Annotated in this window: 16 protein-coding genes; 7 read left to right on the top strand and 9 right to left on the bottom strand. The window is 63.0% G+C overall.

Annotated elements, in window-relative coordinates; all coding sequences use genetic code 11:
- Nucleotides 1-31 precede the first annotated feature (31 nt).
- Nucleotides 32-640, bottom strand: coding sequence for a glutathione S-transferase family protein (locus IB264_RS15180; RefSeq protein WP_025427524.1), 609 nt, complete (start codon nt 638-640; stop codon nt 32-34).
- Between the two features lie 218 nt (nt 641-858).
- On the opposite strand from IB264_RS15180, the gene IB264_RS15175 reads away from it, so the two are divergent.
- Complete coding sequence (locus tag IB264_RS15175; protein WP_025427525.1) at nt 859-1,155, top strand: hypothetical protein; 297 nt, start codon at nt 859-861, stop codon at nt 1,153-1,155.
- Between the two features lie 73 nt (nt 1,156-1,228).
- Here IB264_RS15175 and IB264_RS15170 read toward each other — a convergent pair whose 3' ends face one another.
- The 3 genes from IB264_RS15170 to IB264_RS15160 are packed head-to-tail and all read right to left on the bottom strand — an operon-like array spanning nt 1,229 to nt 5,033.
- Nucleotides 1,229-2,254, bottom strand: a complete 1,026-nt coding sequence (locus tag IB264_RS15170) for an ABC transporter ATP-binding protein (RefSeq protein ID WP_025427526.1) — start codon at nt 2,252-2,254, stop codon at nt 1,229-1,231.
- A complete protein-coding gene (locus tag IB264_RS15165) occupies nt 2,242-4,023 on the bottom strand; it encodes an iron ABC transporter permease (RefSeq protein ID WP_107027167.1) in 1,782 nt (593 codons plus the stop codon). The genes IB264_RS15170 and IB264_RS15165 overlap by 13 nt, the downstream gene beginning before the upstream one ends.
- Nucleotides 4,024-4,052: 29 nt before the next feature.
- The gene (locus tag IB264_RS15160) at nt 4,053-5,033 is read right to left on the bottom strand and encodes an ABC transporter substrate-binding protein (RefSeq protein WP_025427528.1); all 981 of its coding nucleotides are present in this window, start codon (nt 5,031-5,033) and stop codon (nt 4,053-4,055) included.
- Nucleotides 5,034-5,172: 139 nt separating this feature from the next.
- Here IB264_RS15160 and IB264_RS15155 point away from each other — a divergent pair, with 139 nt between their 5' ends.
- The 3 genes from IB264_RS15155 to IB264_RS15145 all read left to right on the top strand — a co-directional run bounded on the left by IB264_RS15155 (nt 5,173) and on the right by IB264_RS15145 (nt 7,069).
- Complete coding sequence (locus IB264_RS15155; protein ID WP_025427529.1) at nt 5,173-5,430, top strand: hypothetical protein; 258 nt, start codon at nt 5,173-5,175, stop codon at nt 5,428-5,430.
- 311 nt (nt 5,431-5,741) lie between these two features.
- The gene (locus IB264_RS15150) at nt 5,742-6,212 is read left to right on the top strand and encodes a carboxymuconolactone decarboxylase family protein (protein WP_025427530.1); all 471 of its coding nucleotides are present in this window, start codon (nt 5,742-5,744) and stop codon (nt 6,210-6,212) included.
- The gene (locus IB264_RS15145; RefSeq protein WP_025427531.1) at nt 6,212-7,069 is read left to right on the top strand and encodes a sigma-70 family RNA polymerase sigma factor; all 858 of its coding nucleotides are present in this window, start codon (nt 6,212-6,214) and stop codon (nt 7,067-7,069) included. Before IB264_RS15150 ends, IB264_RS15145 begins: the two co-directional genes overlap by 1 nt.
- Before the next feature lie 217 nt (nt 7,070-7,286).
- On the opposite strand, the gene IB264_RS15140 is transcribed toward IB264_RS15145, so the two are convergent.
- Both IB264_RS15140 and IB264_RS15135 read right to left on the bottom strand, forming a co-directional pair.
- Nucleotides 7,287-7,919 carry a dihydrofolate reductase family protein gene (locus tag IB264_RS15140; RefSeq protein WP_025427532.1) on the bottom strand — a complete coding sequence of 211 codons (633 nt, stop codon included), beginning with the start codon at nt 7,917-7,919 and terminating at the stop codon, nt 7,287-7,289.
- Between the two features lie 366 nt (nt 7,920-8,285).
- Entirely contained in the window at nt 8,286-8,984 is a 699-nt protein-coding gene (locus IB264_RS15135; RefSeq protein WP_025427533.1) for a TetR/AcrR family transcriptional regulator, read from the bottom strand.
- Between the two features lie 199 nt (nt 8,985-9,183).
- Between IB264_RS15135 and IB264_RS15130 the strand changes: the two genes are divergently transcribed.
- Entirely contained in the window at nt 9,184-9,672 is a 489-nt protein-coding gene (locus IB264_RS15130) for a RidA family protein (protein WP_025427534.1), read from the top strand.
- 215 nt (nt 9,673-9,887) lie between these two features.
- On the opposite strand, the gene IB264_RS15125 is transcribed toward IB264_RS15130, so the two are convergent.
- A complete protein-coding gene (locus IB264_RS15125; protein WP_158268924.1) occupies nt 9,888-11,333 on the bottom strand; it encodes a phospholipase D family protein in 1,446 nt (481 codons plus the stop codon).
- 684 nt (nt 11,334-12,017) lie between these two features.
- Between IB264_RS15125 and IB264_RS15120 the strand changes: the two genes are divergently transcribed.
- Complete coding sequence (locus IB264_RS15120; protein ID WP_025427536.1) at nt 12,018-12,899, top strand: hypothetical protein; 882 nt, start codon at nt 12,018-12,020, stop codon at nt 12,897-12,899.
- Here the strand turns inward: IB264_RS15120 and IB264_RS15115 are convergent.
- Nucleotides 12,896-14,413 carry a M81 family metallopeptidase gene (locus tag IB264_RS15115; RefSeq protein ID WP_025427537.1) on the bottom strand — a complete coding sequence of 506 codons (1,518 nt, stop codon included), beginning with the start codon at nt 14,411-14,413 and terminating at the stop codon, nt 12,896-12,898. The two genes, IB264_RS15120 and IB264_RS15115, sit on opposite strands and share 4 nt — an antisense overlap.
- A 422-nt stretch (nt 14,414-14,835) precedes the next feature.
- Entirely contained in the window at nt 14,836-15,615 is a 780-nt protein-coding gene (locus IB264_RS15110; protein WP_225906315.1) for a transporter substrate-binding domain-containing protein, read from the bottom strand.
- Between the two features lie 263 nt (nt 15,616-15,878).
- Here IB264_RS15110 and IB264_RS15105 point away from each other — a divergent pair, with 263 nt between their 5' ends.
- Nucleotides 15,879-16,796 (top strand): LysR substrate-binding domain-containing protein, encoded by a 918-nt coding sequence (locus tag IB264_RS15105; RefSeq protein ID WP_025427539.1) that lies wholly within the window; start codon nt 15,879-15,881, stop codon nt 16,794-16,796.
- The last annotated feature ends 47 nt before the right edge of the window (nt 16,797-16,843 follow it).

Raw genomic sequence — 16,843 nt, 5'->3', positions numbered from 1 at the left:
ACCGCGATAACCCCGTCCCTCGACGGGCGGTCTAAGCCTCAAAGCTCGGCCGCGCCCGCACCCTTTCCAGCCAGCGCTGGACATTCCTGAGATCTCCCGGCACCTCCATGCCGAAGACGTCGCCAAGCCAGGCGCAGACGCCGGCGGTGATGTCCGCGATCGAGAACTTGTCGCCGGCAAGGAACGGCCGGCCATCGGCAAGCTCCCGGTCGAGCCAACCCCATTTCCTCGGCACCGCCTGCCGCTCGGTCTCGGCGAAGGCGGGAAACTGCCTCAGGCGGTCCTTGAAGAAAGCATCGGAATGCAGCGCGACATTGCCGATGGTGCCAAAAATCACCAGCTCGGCCCGCCGGTTCCACATTTCCACTTTGGCACCGCTGACGGCGTCGCTGCCGAAAAGCTGCGGTTCGCGGTGCGTCTCCTCGAGATAGCGGCAGATGGCGACGCTCTCGGTGATGACGGTGCCGTCATCCAGTTCCAGCACCGGGATCTGGCCAAGCGAATTGAGCGCGAGGAACTCGGCCCCCCTGTGCTCCGCCTTGGCGAAATCGACGTCCACCATCGGCAATTCGATGCCCTTCTCCGCCATGAAGATACGCACCCGGTACGAATTCGGTCCCATGCCCTGATAAAGTTTCATCGCTTCCTCCCATCGGCTCGCACGGCATGATTGCCGCCCCGTCGTGATGCAGCCACTATGCCATACCAGTTGTTTTTAGCAACCAGTTTTATTTAACTATATAGTTTATTTCGAGCCGCGGTTGCGCAAGCCGACTGCGTCAAAGTCGCCAGGCGCAAAGGTAACCCGACTTGAACACCGCCGGGCTCCGTGGACTGCTGCTGCAACAGGAGCCGCGCATGCAGATCAGAGCCCTGGCCCTTTCGGCTGTCGCGCTTCTCGGCGCCGGCGCTTCCCATGCCGCCCTTGCGCCGAACTATCAGCGCGCCAACGAACTGACCGCGATCATCAGCGCCGTTGCCGCAGCAGTGCCGAAATATCCGATCGACAAGATCATCAGCCAGGGGCGCGACCGCTATACGGTGGTCGCCGGCAAATGCACCGTCATCGCCCACATCGTCGGCCTGCCGGCAGAGCCGGGGCTGGTCGGACCAAGACAGTTCAAGGTGGAGCTCGACAGACCGCGTTGCGATTGATGTTTCTGCCTGCCTGTCGACCCGGCGCAGATGCTGCCGACCGTCGGTCGCGATCGGCGCTTATCCTATGCCCTCAAAGCCGCCAGCTGCTGGCAATCGCGAAGGTCGCTTTCTGTCCAACAGGAATGGCCGTGCCGCCATAGGCCTTCAGTGCCTGCCCGTCCGGCAGCGCCAGCGTCAGCGCAAAGCGTTCGCCCTCGTAGACGCAAGCCTTGACCTCGAGCGCGATGCCGTCGGCGGTGAGCCGCACATGCTCGGGCCGCACCAGCACGTCGCGACGAAGGCCGCTGTCGGTGGAGCCGATCGCCTGGCGGAGCATCGGCCACTCCAGCGCCCTCGGCGCGCCCTCTGGTAGTGGTAGCCTGAGGATCGAGCCGCGGCCGATCAGCCCGCCGACAACACTGCCTTCCGGGCGGGTATAGATTTCCGCCGGCGGCGCCAGTTGCACCAGCCGCCCCTCCGACATCACGGCAACATCGGTCGCCAGCGCCATCGCTTCCGACTGGTCGTGCGTAACATAGACCATCGTTGCGCCGGAGCGCTCATGGAAGATGCGGAAGGTCTCCTCCATCGATTTACGCAGGTGCTGGTCGAGATTGGCGAGCGGCTCGTCGAGCAGCACCACATCGGGCGACGTCACCAGGCAGCGCGCCAGCGCCACCCGCTGCCGCTGTCCGCCGGAAAGGGCCGCAGGTCGGCGCTCGGCATAATCGGTGAGTTTTACCAGCGCCAGCGCCTCGCCGACGCGGCTGCGCCAGGTCTCGCCGGAAATGCCGCGCACCTTCAGGGGATAGCCGACATTTTCCGCCACGGTCATATGCGGCCAGAGCGCATAGGACTGGAACACCATCGCCATGTTGCGCTTTTCCGGCGGCAGCGCCCGCGAGGCATCCGATAGCCGGCGCTCGCCATAGTCGATCGAGCCGTCGGTCGGCTGCTCGAAGCCGGCGATCATGCGCAGCACCGTGGTCTTGCCGCAGCCAGATGGCCCAAGCAGCGCCAGAAACCCGCCTTCGCGCACCGTCAGCGACACGTCGGAGACGGCAGGACGACCGCCGCCGAAATCCTTGGTCAGGTGATTGAGGATCAGTTGCGCCACGGCAGCACGCCTTCCGGTAGATAGTTTGCAAGGGCCTCGAGCGCCGCCATCAGTACCATCACCATGATGACGACCAGCACCGAGAGCGCCGACGCCAGATCGGATGAGCCGCTGTCGTCGAGGTTGAAGATCGCCACCCCCAGCGTCTGCGTACCCGCCGACCACAGCAGGGCTGAAACCGTCAGCTCATTGGCGGCTATCAGAAAGACGAGGATGATCGAAGCGCCCGCCGCCGGCGCCACCAGCGGCAGGATGACGTCGCGCATGCGTCGGAAGAAACCGGCGCCCGACAGCCGCGCCGCCTCCTCCAGCGATGGGTCCATCTGCAGGAAGGCGCTCATAACCGGCTTCAGGCTGACGGCAAGGAACGAGGAGAAATACGCAATCAGGATGATCCAGATGGTGCCGTAGAGCGATACCTTGAGGATCGGCAGCGGCGCTGCAAAGGTGAGGATGAAAGCAACCGCCAAAACAATGCCGGGCAGCGCATAGGGAATCTCGATCAGGATGCCGATCGTGCTTGAAAGCGCACCCTTGCGCCGGTTCATGAGATAGGCGGCCGGCACCGCGACGACGAGCAGCCCGAGCGCCGCCGTGCTCGCCAGGAACAGCGAATTGCCAAAGGCGCTCAGCGTCATCGTCTGGCGAAAGAGAATTTCTTCATAGGCGCGCAGCGAGACGGTCTGAAGGTTGAGCGGCACGCCATAGGCCGGAACCAGCGAGCTGGCGATCAGCGCCGCCAGCGGCGCTACCAACACCAGAAACAGGATCGCCGAAAGCGCCAGTTCGACAGCCACACGAAAGCGCCCGAGCGAAAAGGCGGCGCTGGCGCCGGAAAGGCCGATGATGCGGTAGTCCCTGCCCGCCAGCGCGCGCTGTTGAAGGATCAGCCCGGCGGCCGCGATCACAGCGATCAGGCTGGAGAGCAGCGCGATCTCGCCGAAGGTGCCGGTGCCGAAGCTCGCGAGCCGCGTGTAGATCAGCGTCGGCAGCACCGAAATCCCGGCGGGAATGCCGAGGATCGCCGGAATGCCGAAATTGCCGACGCCGGAGACGAAGGCGATTGCGGCACCGGCGATCAGCCCGGGGGCGGCCAGTGGCGCAACGATATCGAGAAAGACGCGAAACGGCGACGCGCCGGAAAGTCTTGCCGCCTCCACCCCGTCGCGCGGCGACGCAGCCAGCCCCGCCTTCAGCGCCAGGAACACCAGCGGCGCGTGCTGCACCCCGAGAAGCAGAGAGATGCCAAACAGCGAATAGAGCGGCTGCGGGCTGCCGAGCGGCGGTGCGATCCCCAGCGTTTTCAGGAGCGGGCTTGCCGGCCCGGTCATCTCCACCCAGGCAAGGGCCGTCACCTGCGGCGGGATCATCATCGGCAACATGAAGGCAAAACTCAAAAACAGTTTGCCCCTGACATCGGTGAGCGCCACGGCAAAGGCAAAGAGCGCGCCGATCACAAGCGAGATCAGCATGCCGCCTGTCGCCGTCACCAGAGTGTTGCGGATGGCCGCATAGGTCGCAGGCTCGGTCAAGACAGCGATGGAATTGCCATTGATCACTCCCGCAAAGCCGGCTTTGGCGAGGCTGATGAGCGGCAGCGCGCAGAGGAAGAAAAGGCAGGCGAGCACGAAGGGCACCAGCCAGCGCGGCTCGCCGGCGGGCGAAGCACCCGGTCTCGCGCGACCCGACCCTGGCTCGCTTGACCTCACCCGCCCCGGACGCTGCAGCCCCGCAATGGGAAAGCGCAGCCAGCGGTGCCGGCTGCGCATGGTTTCACCCTGTTCGGACATTCAGGCGATCAGTTCGTACCGAAGATGCCGGAGAAGGTCTTGAGGTCGGCGTCGGAATTCTTCACGGCCGAAGCAGCATTGATCGGCAGAACCTTGATCGTCTCGCGCGCCGGATAACCTTCGGGCAGCGCCACGCCGTTGCGTGCCGGGATATAGCCCATCTTCACCGCCGTCTTCTGGCCCTCCACCGAGATCAGGAAGTCGACGAATTTTTTGGCGGCGTCAGGGTTCTTGGCGGTCTTCAGGATGCCGACCGGCTCGGTGACGGCGGAAACGCCCTCGGCCGGGAAGACGAACTCGACCGGCGCGCCCTTGGCCTTCTCGCGGATCGCCATGAAGTCGACGATCATGCCGTAGGCCTTCTCGCCGGTGGCGACCGCCTTCAGCACGCCGCCATTGCCGCCGGCAGCCGTGGCACCGTTTTCGGCCAGCGCCTTGTAATAATCCCAGCCGAGGCCGTCGATGCCGGCAAGCGTCTGGGCGTGGATGAGGGCCGCACCCGAGGTCAGCGGGCTCGGCATCGTCACCAGGCCTTTGGCGTCGGCCTTCGCCAGATCCTGCCAACCCTGAGGCTTCGTCGAGGCCGAGGTGTTGTAGATGATGCCGGTGGTGATCATCTTGGTGGAGTAATAGGCGCCGTCGGCGTCATAGAGCGCCGCGTCGTAGTTGGCCGCTTCCGGCGACTTGTAGGCGAGCAGCTGGCCGGCTTCCTTCAGGCGCTGCATCGTCACGGTGTCGGCGATCAGAAGCACGTCGGCAACCGGGTTGCCGGCCTCGATCTCGGCCATCAGCTTGGCCATCAGCTTCGTCGTGCCTTCGCGCACCCACTCCACCTCGACACTGGGATTGGCCGCCTTGAAGGCGTCGACCGTCGCCTGCGCATCCTCGTTCGGCTGGCTGGTGTAAAGCACCAGGCTCTCGGCAAAGGCGGCGGTGGAAAGCAGCGAAGCGACAAGCGCGCCGGCAACGACGGAAACAAACGATTTCATCGGCATATCCTCGGTTCAAGATGGCGCCGAGCCTTAGAGCCGGTGTTTTACAGGGGTGTGACAGGGCCGCCGGCTGACACACCCTTGACAGCACCGGCAAGCCGCGAAATCGTGCGCCCCAAACGGATGGAGAATTGTGATGGATACTTTGCTGAAAGTGGCCGGCGCTCTGGTCATCCTGGTATCGGCTGGCGCGGCCGTTGCCGTAACCCTGCCGTCCTTCGGCGCACCGGCGGTGATGTGGGCGCTGCAATGGGCGCTTCCGGGCATCGGCATCGGCATCGCCCTTGCCGCCTTCGGCTCGATGCTCGGCCAATTGAAGCGCATTCGCCTTGCCGCCGAGCGCCAGGCCGATCTGTTCCAATCCATTCTGGAACGCCGTCAGCCCGCGAAATAACGGTACCGCTTGCGATCGGCGACGACCCTATCCCGCAGCCATCGGGTGAGACCGTGGGCTCTCGCCGCAGGTCTCTTCGACGTGCGGGAAACACGTCACGCCCATAGACAGGCAAACACGTTTCCAGCTTGGCCGCGGCGAAGATGGCGGCAAGGCTCAAGCGCAACCATCTGCTCACCACCCTTCAAAGGTGCAGCACGCACCCCGCCTGCGGGCCTGCCAGAAAAAATTCGCGAAAAAATCTGCGTCGATGTCACAGGGGCCAATCCTGGCTCGTCATGTAGTCGGAACCAACGAAAGGAAACGGAACCATGACTGCCAAGATCGACCTTTTCGCCGCCGCTCCGCAACTGATGAAGAGCTGGACCAGCGTCTCTATGTCCGTCGCCGCCAGCCTCGAGTCTGATCTCATCGAACTCGTCAAGATCCGCGCATCCCAGATCAACGGCTGCGCCAACTGCATCAACATGCACACCCAGGAAGCGCGCGCCAAGGGCGAGACCGAGCAGCGTATCTACCTGCTGTCGGCCTGGCGCGAAGCCCCCTGCTATTCCGAACGCGAGCGCGCCGCGCTAGGCTGGACCGAGGCGCTCACTCGCCTGTCGGAGGGCCATACCCACGAAAGCGCTCGTCAGGCTCTGCAGAACCATTTCACCGAGGAGGAGCAGGTGAAGCTCACGCTCATGATCAACGTCATCAACGGCTGGAACCGCCTGGCCGTCGGCTTCGGCCTCTGGATCGAGCCGGCAGCGGCAAAGGCAGTCGCCGAGGTCGCCGCCTGATGACGGGCAACGCCCAGCTCGACGCAGCGGCCGGTTTCGACCCGCTGCGTCCGAAACTCATGCGCGTTGCCTATCGCATGCTCGGCTCGGTCGCCGACGCCGAGGACATAGTGCAGGAGGCCTTCATCCGCTGGATGGGGGCCGACCGCTCCGCGGTGCGCGAGCCCGAAGCGTTCCTGCGAAGCACCGTCACCCGGCTCTGTCTCGACCAGCTGAAGTCGGCGCGGCGCCAGCGCGAGACTTATGTCGGCCCCTGGCTTCCCGACCCCGTCGTCGAGGAGGAACCGGAAGAGGACGTCACCCTGCCCCTGATGCTCGCTCTGGAGCGCCTGTCGCCGCTCGAGCGCGCCGCCTTCCTGCTGCACGACGTCTTCGGCCTCAGCTTCGAGGAAGTCGCCGCGACGATCGAGCGCGACCCGGCCGCCTGCCGCCAGCTCGCCGCCCGCGCCCGCACCCATGTCCGCGAGGCGCGGCCCCGCTTCCATGTCGAGCAGGCGCGCGGCGTCGAACTTGCCGAAGCCTTCTTCACCGCCTCGCGCAGCGGCGACCTGAAGACGCTCGGCGCCATGCTCGCCTCCGATGTCAGCATCCACGCCGACGGCGGCGGCAAGCGCCCCGCAGCGATGCGCCCCATCCTCGGCTTCGAGGCGGTTCTCGGCGTGCACGAAAAACTGGCGGTCGCCTTCCGCACGCAGATCTCGACGCTCGTGCGCTCCGGCTTCATCAACGGCCTGCCCGGCTTCGTCACTCGCGAAGCCGACGGCGAACTGCAGTCGACAGCACTAGAGATCGAGGACGGTAAGGTCGTGGCGATCTACATCGTGCGCAATCCCGACAAGCTGGGGCATCTGCACTAAGAGCATTTCCAGGAAAAGCGCGAAGCGGCTTTCCGTCAGGAAATGCTAAAAAACAGAGAGATAGAGCGTTTTCGTCTAAATCGGAAACGTTCTACAGCGCCGCGCGTCTTAGGTCGCTGTAGCACTTTGAATTGCTGCATGTTTTTGTCCTTAAATCGAATAGGATCTAAGGATAAAAACATGCAGTAGGAGTTGTGGATCGCATGCTCGGACGTGGTCACGCCGGCCGATAAATCTGCGCCACCGAGCCCCCCGGAAACGCTGTTGAGCTGATCAGCTTGAGGCGCTTTGGCGGGGCGACGTCAGAGAAGATCGGCAAACCCCTGCCGAGCACCACCGGATGCACCAGCAGGGCGTATTGATCGACCAGACCTTTCGCGATGAGACTGCGCGCGAAGGCGGCGCCGCCGTGGGCGAGGATCGGCTTGCCGTCCCGGGACTTCAACCTGGCGATCTCGTCGGCCAGATCGCCGCTCGCCACATAGGCCTCACTCCAACTGTCCGCGCCGGGCTGCAGCTTCCCCGAATGCGTGCTTCCCGCGTCGGTCCGGGCATCTTCGAGCGCCCTGGTCGCTTCAGCCGCTTTCAGGACCGCCGGCCCTTGTTTTGAGAAGACGGCCTTCGGAATCCGGTTCATCGGCGGCGCGAATACCTGTGTGGAGGTCGGCCAAAATGCCGCCATGTCCTTAAAGGTGCGGCTGCCCATGATGTGTAGGCTGGCGTTCCCCACCGTCTCCACCGACCAGGCAATGGCCTCTTGATCGCCGCTGAACACCCATTCGATTTCGCCCTCGGGCCCGCCGACAAAGCCATCGAGCGACACGGACATCTTCAGGATCAACTCTCTCATTGCTTCTTCCTCACGCTGGTCCGACCCAAGGACGGGCGAGATCAATCGGTTCCGACAATTCGCATTCGCCAAGCCGAAAAAATCTCGACCAACTCCGTGTCGCTTCTTCGGCCTGCGCAGGACGATCGGAATTACCGGTTGAGCGCAACCGGTATGGTTCCTGTTGCCGCGCCTCGGTCACCCACGCCGCCATTGTCCCGTGGCCCGTTAGCGGCTCCCAGGAAGGGCGAAACGATTTCCCGTCAGGAAATGCGTAAAAACAAGGGCTTAAAGCGCAGAAGGCGAATCTGAAAGATCGCGACGTGTATCAATGCATGTCGCGCAAAAGCGTGCAGCGGTGTTGCGGGAAACCGTGTCGTCGCGCGCTCATCGTCTCGGGCCGAGGCCATCGAGCAGGAAGTCGAGGCCTTTCCTGAAAGCACCGTCCCAGTCGTTATCCAATAGCAGACGAGAGCGTTCAATCGTCGGGTAGTGTTCGCTGAGACCTGCAAGGCGCTGCTGCCCGGCGGCCCTGTCCTCGTCCGAGAGGTCGAAGCTCGCCCGAGTGATGGTAGCGCCCATCACATAGTTCCAGAGCGACCATATCGCGACGTTCAAGTCCGCGTCCGAAACACCGGCTCCCGACAGGGTCCTGCTCAGGAGTTCCAGGCGATTGAGCATGTTCGGGCCGAGCGCCCGGCGCGGCAATAGCGATGCCGACCAGGGATGGCGCAGCATGACGGCGCGCCAGTCTTCGAGCATATGAACGACGTCCCCGCGCCAGTCTTGAGCCTCGACCCTATGCGACGGCCCGCGATATTCGAGCACCGCGTCGAGCGCCAGATCAAAGACCTCGTCCTTGTTGCCGACATGCCAATAGAGGCTCATCGCGCCGGCGCCGAGGCGATCGGCCAGCCGACGCATCTTCAATCCGTCGACCCCTTCGGCATCAAGCAGGTCTACCGCGGTCGCCACGATCCGTTCCAGGGAGAGCGGCGCTTCACTGCGTGGCTCCTGCACAGGCTGGAGTGACGCAGCCTTCCGCTGAGGCCGTTTGCTCTGAGTGCCGCTGCGTTTGGCTGCCATCGTTTTTCCTTGCTGATCAGAGCGTCGTTTTAAGCCGACAATCCGCCGAATGTCGATCCTGACCAATTGACGCGTACGTTGTACGATGCAATTTAATCGTACAACGTACGAGTCAATCGCATCGGCAATGCGTTCAAGTTCAATCCTGCAGGCCGTGAGCGTCGGTTGCTCACGGTCCTCTCGGAGCCAAGAGAAAATCATGTCACGCGACAGCAAGCATCTGCTTATCGGAGGGCTAATCATCATGAGCATGGCAGTTCCCACTGCGACGACAGCGAATGAGAATGATCTCAAGCTGACCATCGTCAATCCGCAAAACCTCTACGACCCGACGCCGAACGGCTACAGCACGGCGGTGATCGTGCCCCGTGAAGGCCGGGTTGCCTACATCTCCGGACAGGGCGGCCAGGACAGCACCGGCGCCCTGTCGCCCGACTTTGCCGTCCAGGTCAGGCAGGCCTACGCAAATCTGCGCACCGCCCTCGATGCGCTCGGCGCCAAACCGGATCAGGTCGCCAAACTCACGGTCTTCGTGGTCGATCACGACATGTCCAAGCTCGAGGTCCTGACCAAAAACGTCAAGGAAATGTTCGGCGCGTCCCTGCCGGCGCAGACGCTGATCCCCGTCCCCAAGCTTGCCATCGACCCCATGCTCTTCGAGGTCGAAGCCGTCGTCATGCTGAAATAGCGGCGGCGACGCATGAGGCGCGATTGGCAACTGTGTGAGCGGATACCAATGGGTACTTACGGGGACCGTCGTCGCGCCAACAGGCACGCAACTGCTCTAAGAGGCGCGTCTGCGGAGATTCTTCCATGCTTCAGCGCGCGCTCACGTCGTCGCGCCGTTTACGGCCCAGCAATGCCGGGACGTCAGGCTGCACGCCGGTCGCAAAGCGATCGGCGTCAAACTTGCGAGTCGATCGGCAGGAGTTTCACGAGGTCGGCGATGAGCCGCCGGCGGAATCCCGTTTCGGGCTCGTCGCCGTAGCTGACGATCTCGCCGTCCCGCACCGTCTTCCAGACGATCGCGCCATTAGGATCAAGGAAGACGTGGTAGCTGTTGGCGGGCGCGACGCCGGTCGCCATATAGGCCGTCAGCCTCGAGGCAAGCTCCGAACTCTCGATATACAGGCCGGCTTCCGTGTTGATTACCGCGGATCGCGGGTCGAGGTTGAAACTGCCGATGAACACGGCCTTGTTGTCGAAGACCATGGCCTTGGTGTGCAAGGCCGCCCGCGACCGCCCGGAATGGTGCGACCAGCCTGACCGGAATGCGTCGGTGTCCGCGCGCAGTTCGTAGAGCTCCAGGCCGTTCTCGAGAAGGCGCCTGCGGGTCTTGGCATAGACCGAATGCGCGGCGATCTGGTTGTTCGAAGCGAGCGAGTTGGTCAGCACGCGCACCCGAACATGGCGCTCGTGCAGCGCCTTGACGATCGCCTGCGCCCCGGCGGGCAAGGCGAAATAGGGCGCCTCGACGAGCAGTTCCTCCTTCAACTCGGTGACCCGCCCGCGAATGAAGGCGGTAACGTCGTCGGCCGCCTTGCCGCTGGCGATTGCTTCCGGGTCGTCGGCGATGATCCGCCCTGGCGCCCACACGAGACCGTCGCGCAGCTCGGCGCTCCGGGTCGCCAGCTCGCCGAGATCCTGGTCGATCGGATAGGGGTATTCGGCGGCGGCAATCTCCTGGCGCAAGCGGGTCAGAATGGCGTCGAGATCGGCGGCGCCATAGGTGCGCTTGACGATGGTCGCGATCGGCCTCGTCGAGGCGCTGTTCCAGTATCGGTCGAACACCCCCGACAGATCGTCCACAACGGGCCCGACCGCCAGCACATCCAGATCGCGAAAATTGGCGACGGTGTTCACGCCATAGTAGTCGTCGCCGATATTGCGGCCGCCAACGATCGCCGCCGAATTGTCGGCCACCATCAGCTTGTTGTGCATGCGGCGGTTGACCCGGCGGAAGTCGACAAGGAAGTCTAGCCTGGACCACCTCCGGTTCTTGGTCGGGTTGAACAGACGGATTTCGACGTTGGGGTGGGCGTCGAGGGCAGCTTTGACCTGATCACTGGCCTTGTAATAGGGATCGTCGACCAGGAGCCGCACCCTGACCCCGCGATCGGCCGCCCGCATCACCCGGTCGACGATGATCCGGCCGGTTGTATCGCCGTCCCACACATAATACTGCATGTCGAGATGTTTCTCGGCCAGGTCGGCCAGCGCCAGACGCGTGATGAAGGCATGTCGCGCCTCGCTCAAGAGGCTAAAGCCGGAGAGGCCAGGATGCGCGGCAGCGGCCGGGCTGAAGAACTGGCTCAACCGGGTTAACGCGGTATGCTCGAACCCCGTCATGGCCTTCATCTCTGGTTAGCGGCGGCGGCGCCTAACGCATGTCGCGCAAAAGTGCGCCGCGGTTTTGCGATAACGACATGCGTAAAAGCAAGAACTTAGAGCGCGGCAAGCGAATCCTAGAGATTGCTACGCGCTTTAGCCCTCTTCAAGAAGCTTCATGATCTCCGCCTTCATCGTCGCGTCGTCTTGGGAGGCGAGAATCGATTGATGTAGCCGGTTTTGCGCAGATCGAATTCGACCAATCCACGTCGCCAGAGTTGACCAATCTCGGTATCGACACGTCGGCAGTCGACCCAGTCATCGCTCTGGACGCACCCAATTTGGCGTCAGGGAAAATGCGCCAATGGACAGTGGGCGCGGCATGTTTTCCCCGTCTATATTGGGCTGAAACGATAACACGGTTCAGATGCAATGTCGTCACCGTTCACTGTGGGCGGTGCGAGCGAGGGTGCCGACTGGGGGATGATGGCGATTCGCGGCTGGCGATCGTCGTGCAGCGAAGGTGACGGGATCACGCGGCGAGATCAATGCGCTTGCTGAGCGAGGCCTCGGCGCTGCCCTCCCTTCCAGCCGAACTCAATGACTTTTCCGCTCGATGCAGGAAGGAGGCGAGGCTGAAATTGTCGCAAGCCACCGCTCGCTGTCCGCCCCCTTTTATCAAAATACTAACGCCCTGGTTGCTAAATGGACGAACGCGCTCGCTCTCGTTACCGGTGGGATCTTCTGCCGCAGGAGTGGCCGGTTGCCGAGGTGCCGATAGCCATGTGGCCATTCGAAGATGACGTGTATCCGGAAGGGTATTTGCTGCCTGTGGATGTGACCGGGACACCACTGCGATGGAGGGACTTCGGGCGGCGGCACGGGGTTGCCGTTCTGCATTATGGGCACTACGGGCTGTTCGCCGCCGACAATGTCCGGCTGCCGGATGGTACGCGCGGTCGGGTGCGCCTTGCGCCCCAAGGCCCTCATTGGCGGCGACCGCTCAACGATCATAATCGCGCCTGGTCCAGCGCCGCCGTGGCAATCCCGGTCCACTGGCGTTGGGGCACGCTGACGATAGGCCCCGACGATGTCGTGTTTGAGGACGATCAATCGTTGCCGGAGTACATGTTGCAAGGCCGCAACGAACGCCTCGATTACGATCTCTGCCAAAGTTCCGAGATCCGAAACCTCGCCCTGACAATGGAAGGGTGCAACGCGCTTTACGGCTTGCTCGTTGAACGACATTGGGCGCGTTCTCCCGACGATGAGAGCTGCTCATATACGCGGAAAGGCGCGGCCAGGCTGCTTGCAAAAATTCGCGGCCTCGGCGAGACATTCTATGATTTCACCAGTCCGGGCTGGCTGTGTTACCGGGGCTATGCGGCCGAGCACGAGAGGATAAGCCGTCAGCTCGAACGGCTCGGTTGGCACGATGTTACCGAGAAACCCGCCTCCCTGTCGGCAGACGGAGCTGGTGCGTCTGACGGGATGCCGGAGCTTCTGCGAACAATGGCGCTTTTCGTTGTCGGCACCATGGTCGCCTTTTTCATCCTGCTCGCCATCACAATACTCGCCCCGGTCTAGCGCGCCGCCACAATCTCTGCCTCCCTATCCAGCGGATAGATCGGCCGGCGCACGCGTTTGAATGCCCGTGCCCCGATATTGGCGGTGCTCAGACCATCGGCGTCGACCTCGATGATATCAGACGCGATCGGGCCGAAGGCGGCGCGGAAATGTTGCTGCGACTTGACGACGACGATGTCGTAGCGGGCGGGCTCGATGCCGACGGCGCGAAACAGGTTCTGGTCGAGCAGCTGCTGCCGCTCGCTCGAAATCAGGATGTCGATGCCTGAGACATGGAAGCGCACGCTTGGGCCGAGCGACGCCGGCAGGCCCTGGAACATCGGCCCTTCGAAGATGATCCGGCCATCGGAGATCGCCTGCACCGTGCCCCTCACCCGGATCGGCCCGCCGCCGACCGCAGGGTCGATCTTGCAGCCGAGCGTCACCTCCCGCTCGGCGCCGAGGCCGGCTTCGATCAGTTCGGCCACCACAGCTGGGTCGCACATCGCCCCGAAGGCTGCGTTTTCGACACCCGCCTGCAGCAGGCCTGTGAGCAGGCAGGTGGAATCGCTGTAGGCGCCGCAGCCGGGATTGTCGGAGAAATCGGCGATCACCAGCGGCCCGGGCTCGCGCTTGGCCGCGAAATGTTTCGCGATGGCGCCCGGCAGCGCGGCAAGCGGCAATTGCTGGTCCTGATGCTCGCGCCGCCGCCAGATCTCGTCGCAGAGCCGCTCGGCGTGCGCAATGGCATCGGCGTCGGCAACCCGCGCCTTGTCGTAGCAGATCACGGCAGAAGGTCCGGTGTTGTGGATGTCGGCGTCGTAGAAGCCGGCATTGATGGAGGTCGCAAGGATCCCATTCTCCTCAGCGATGGCATCGGCGATCTCCAGGAGTTCGGTCATGGCGCAGGCATGGGTCGTGCGGCCGTCGTTGCAGCCATTGATCATCGGCGGCTGGCGGATGGCGATGGCGGGCGTGATCTCCCTGCGCATCGCCGCCTCCAGCAGCGCGCCGGCCTTGTGGCCGCACTCGGCCATGTCGACATGCGGATAGGTGCGGAACGACACGGCAATGTCCAGCAGCGCGGCCATGTCAGGCGCGGAATTGGCATGAAGGTCGAAGGTGGCAGCGATGGGCAGATCGGACCCGACGATGCCTCTGACCGTCTCTAACAACTGGATCTGCGCATCGTCGGCCGTTTCGGTGCACATGGCGCCGTGAAAGACGATGAAGACGCCGTCGAGTTTTTCGCCGTTGAGCGCCGCCGTCACATCTTCGACGAAGCGCAGCCGCGTTTCCTCGTCGACCCTTCCGCCGGGCTCCGCCCGCGCCGCCACCGTATAGACCGACTCCCAGCCATAACGATCGCAACAGTCGATGAAGCCGCCGATTTCCGAATTGGTGCCGCGGCAATTGTCCTCGATCGCCGCGCCCTTGAAGTAGTGGCACATCTGAAAATCTTTAAAGCCGGTCTTCAGCTTCGAGAACGTGTTGGTTTCCTGGTTGAACTCGAGAACGGCGACCTTGAAGCTCATCGCATGCACTTTCATGTTGGGACTGGGAGAAAATCGAGGAAACGGGCGCCGGGGAAGCGCGAACACCCCGGCGCCGCGCCCACCGCTTGCCGCGCCCTGCGCTGAGCGCAACGCACAACACGCGAATTCCTTGTGAGAGGCGTGCAACACACCCTGACCCTCTCCCCGCAGGCGGGGAGAGGGAACGAGGCCGCCACGCGCGCATCACCTTGCGCACTCATTCACTGTTGCGAACGTTGCGGGCGCGGCAGCGACGCCGTCACCTTGTCGTGACAGAAGAGAAAGCTGAGAGGGCTGGCGGCTGTTGGGGTTGCGAGCGGGTGCCGCAATGTCCCTTCCTCCCGCATGCGGGGAGAAGGTGGCCGGCAGGCCGGATGAGGGGCTTCGATGAGCCAATAACGATCCTGCTCTAGCCCCTCGCCTCACCGGAAATATTCGGTCGTGCTCTTCGGCCGCGCCATGATGTCGAAGTCGAAATACTGTTTGCGGATCTTCTCGTAGGTGCCGTTCGCCATGATCGCCTCCAGCCCGGAATTGAGCTTGGAAAGCAGCGCCTCGTTGCCCTTGCGCACCGCCATGGCGTTGCCCTGGGCGGTGTCGAGAATGAAGCTGTCGCCGACGAAATCGCAGCAGCCGCTGTCGTCCTTGGCCAGCCAGTCGGTCAGCGCCATCTGCCCTTCGAGGATCAGGTCGAGGCGGCCGTTGGCCATGTCGAGAAACACTTCGCTGAGCGTTGGATAGAGTTTTATCTCGCTGTCGGGAAAGAACTCCTGCAGCGCCTCGACCGCCACCGAGCCGGACTGCGTGCCGATCACCTTGCCCTTCAGCGCCTCCGGTGAAACTTGCGCCAAGCCCAGGTCCTTGCGGGTGATGAAGCGCATGGCGTTGAAGTAGTAGGGCTTGGTGAAGTCGACTTCCTTCTTGCGGTCCTCGTTGATCGCCATCGAGGCGATCATCACGTCGAACTTCTTTGCCTGAAGGGCGGGAATGATGCCGGACCACTCGTTGGTGCTCCACACGCATTCCATCTTGATCTCGGCGCAGACCGCCTGGCCGATATCGTAGTCGAACCCTTTGATCTCGCCGCTCGCCGTCACATAGTTGAAGGGCGCATAATCGCCTTCCGTGCCGATCGCCAGCTTGTCCGCCGCAAGGCTGGTGCCAGCCATCGCACAGGCGAAGAACATCGCTGCCGCACTCATGAACTTCTTTTGCAACTCGTTCCCTTTATTGTTCTTCTCGGCGCCTCCCGGAATATCGCTCGCAAAGCCGCACACCGGGTTACACCCAATGCGGATTTCGCTTGTTATTCCGTAAACTTGCTGCCGATCGTTGTTGCATTTTCGCTTTATTATTCATCGACAATGGGGGATGCGGCAGCGCTTCGCAATGTCAAAGAAATAATCCCAGCCATCCAAAAAATTCATATATACTTGAGCGATTGAACCGCCTTCCGGAGAAACCCATGCGCGATCTGCCGAGCCTGAAATCCCTGCGCGCCTTCGAAGCGGCGGCGCGCAATGGCAGCCTCACGGCGGCGGCAAACGAGCTCTGCATCGGCCAGGGCGCCATCAGCCACCAGATCCGAATTCTCGAAGACAATCTCGGCCTCAGCGTGTTCGTCCGGAAGCAGCACGGCGTCGAACTGACGCCCGAGGGTGCCCTGCTCTTTGCCTCCTGCAACCGCGCCTTCGACGATCTCGAAGGCGTCGTCCAGCATATCCGCCCGCGCAACACCCAGAAGATCCTGCGGGTCAAGGTCGGGCCGTTCTTTTCGATGAAGCTGATTACGCCACGCATCTCTGAGTTTCTGGCCGAAAATCCCGGCCTGCAGATCCACCTCTCCCACCTCGAAACCAACACGCCCGCCTCCGGCACCGCCGACGTCATCATCGACTATTGCCTGCACCCGCCACCCGCCCGGTTTTCGCAGCGGCTCTTGCGCGAGCGCCTGGTGCCGGTCTGCGGCAAAGCCACTTGGGAGGGGCAGGCCGACAAGCACGATCTTCTCTCGGGCAACCGCCTGCACTATCGCGGCCTTCAGGAATGGCAGAGCTGGATCGCCTCCTCCGGCCTCCGGCTTTCGCCCAGCCGCCAGGACCTGATCTTCGACGACCAGCACATCATCCTCGAGGCGGTCAAGGAAGGACAGGGCGTCGCCCTCGTCGACCGCACTATGGTCGAATATGAGCTCAGAACCGGACAGATCTGCCTGGTGCACGACCACTATTACGAACCGGCAGAGACCTACCAGTTCGTCTGCCAGGAAGAGCTGTTCCGTACCAAACCGGTGACCAAGAGCTTTCTCGGCTGGCTGCTGCAGGAAATCGACGAGCGCCAACGCCGCTATGCCGAGATTGCCCCGGCCGGCTCCGCTGGCTAAGGCGCGGAGTGGCCGTGACGGGGCAACCGTACCGCTCCGCGACCACT

Source organism: Ensifer sp. ENS11 (genome assembly GCF_014851895.1).
Lineage (GTDB): Bacteria > Pseudomonadota > Alphaproteobacteria > Rhizobiales > Rhizobiaceae > Ensifer > Ensifer canadensis.
Note: the sequence above shows the minus strand (reverse complement) of the source record. Positions and strands in the feature narration are given on the sequence as shown.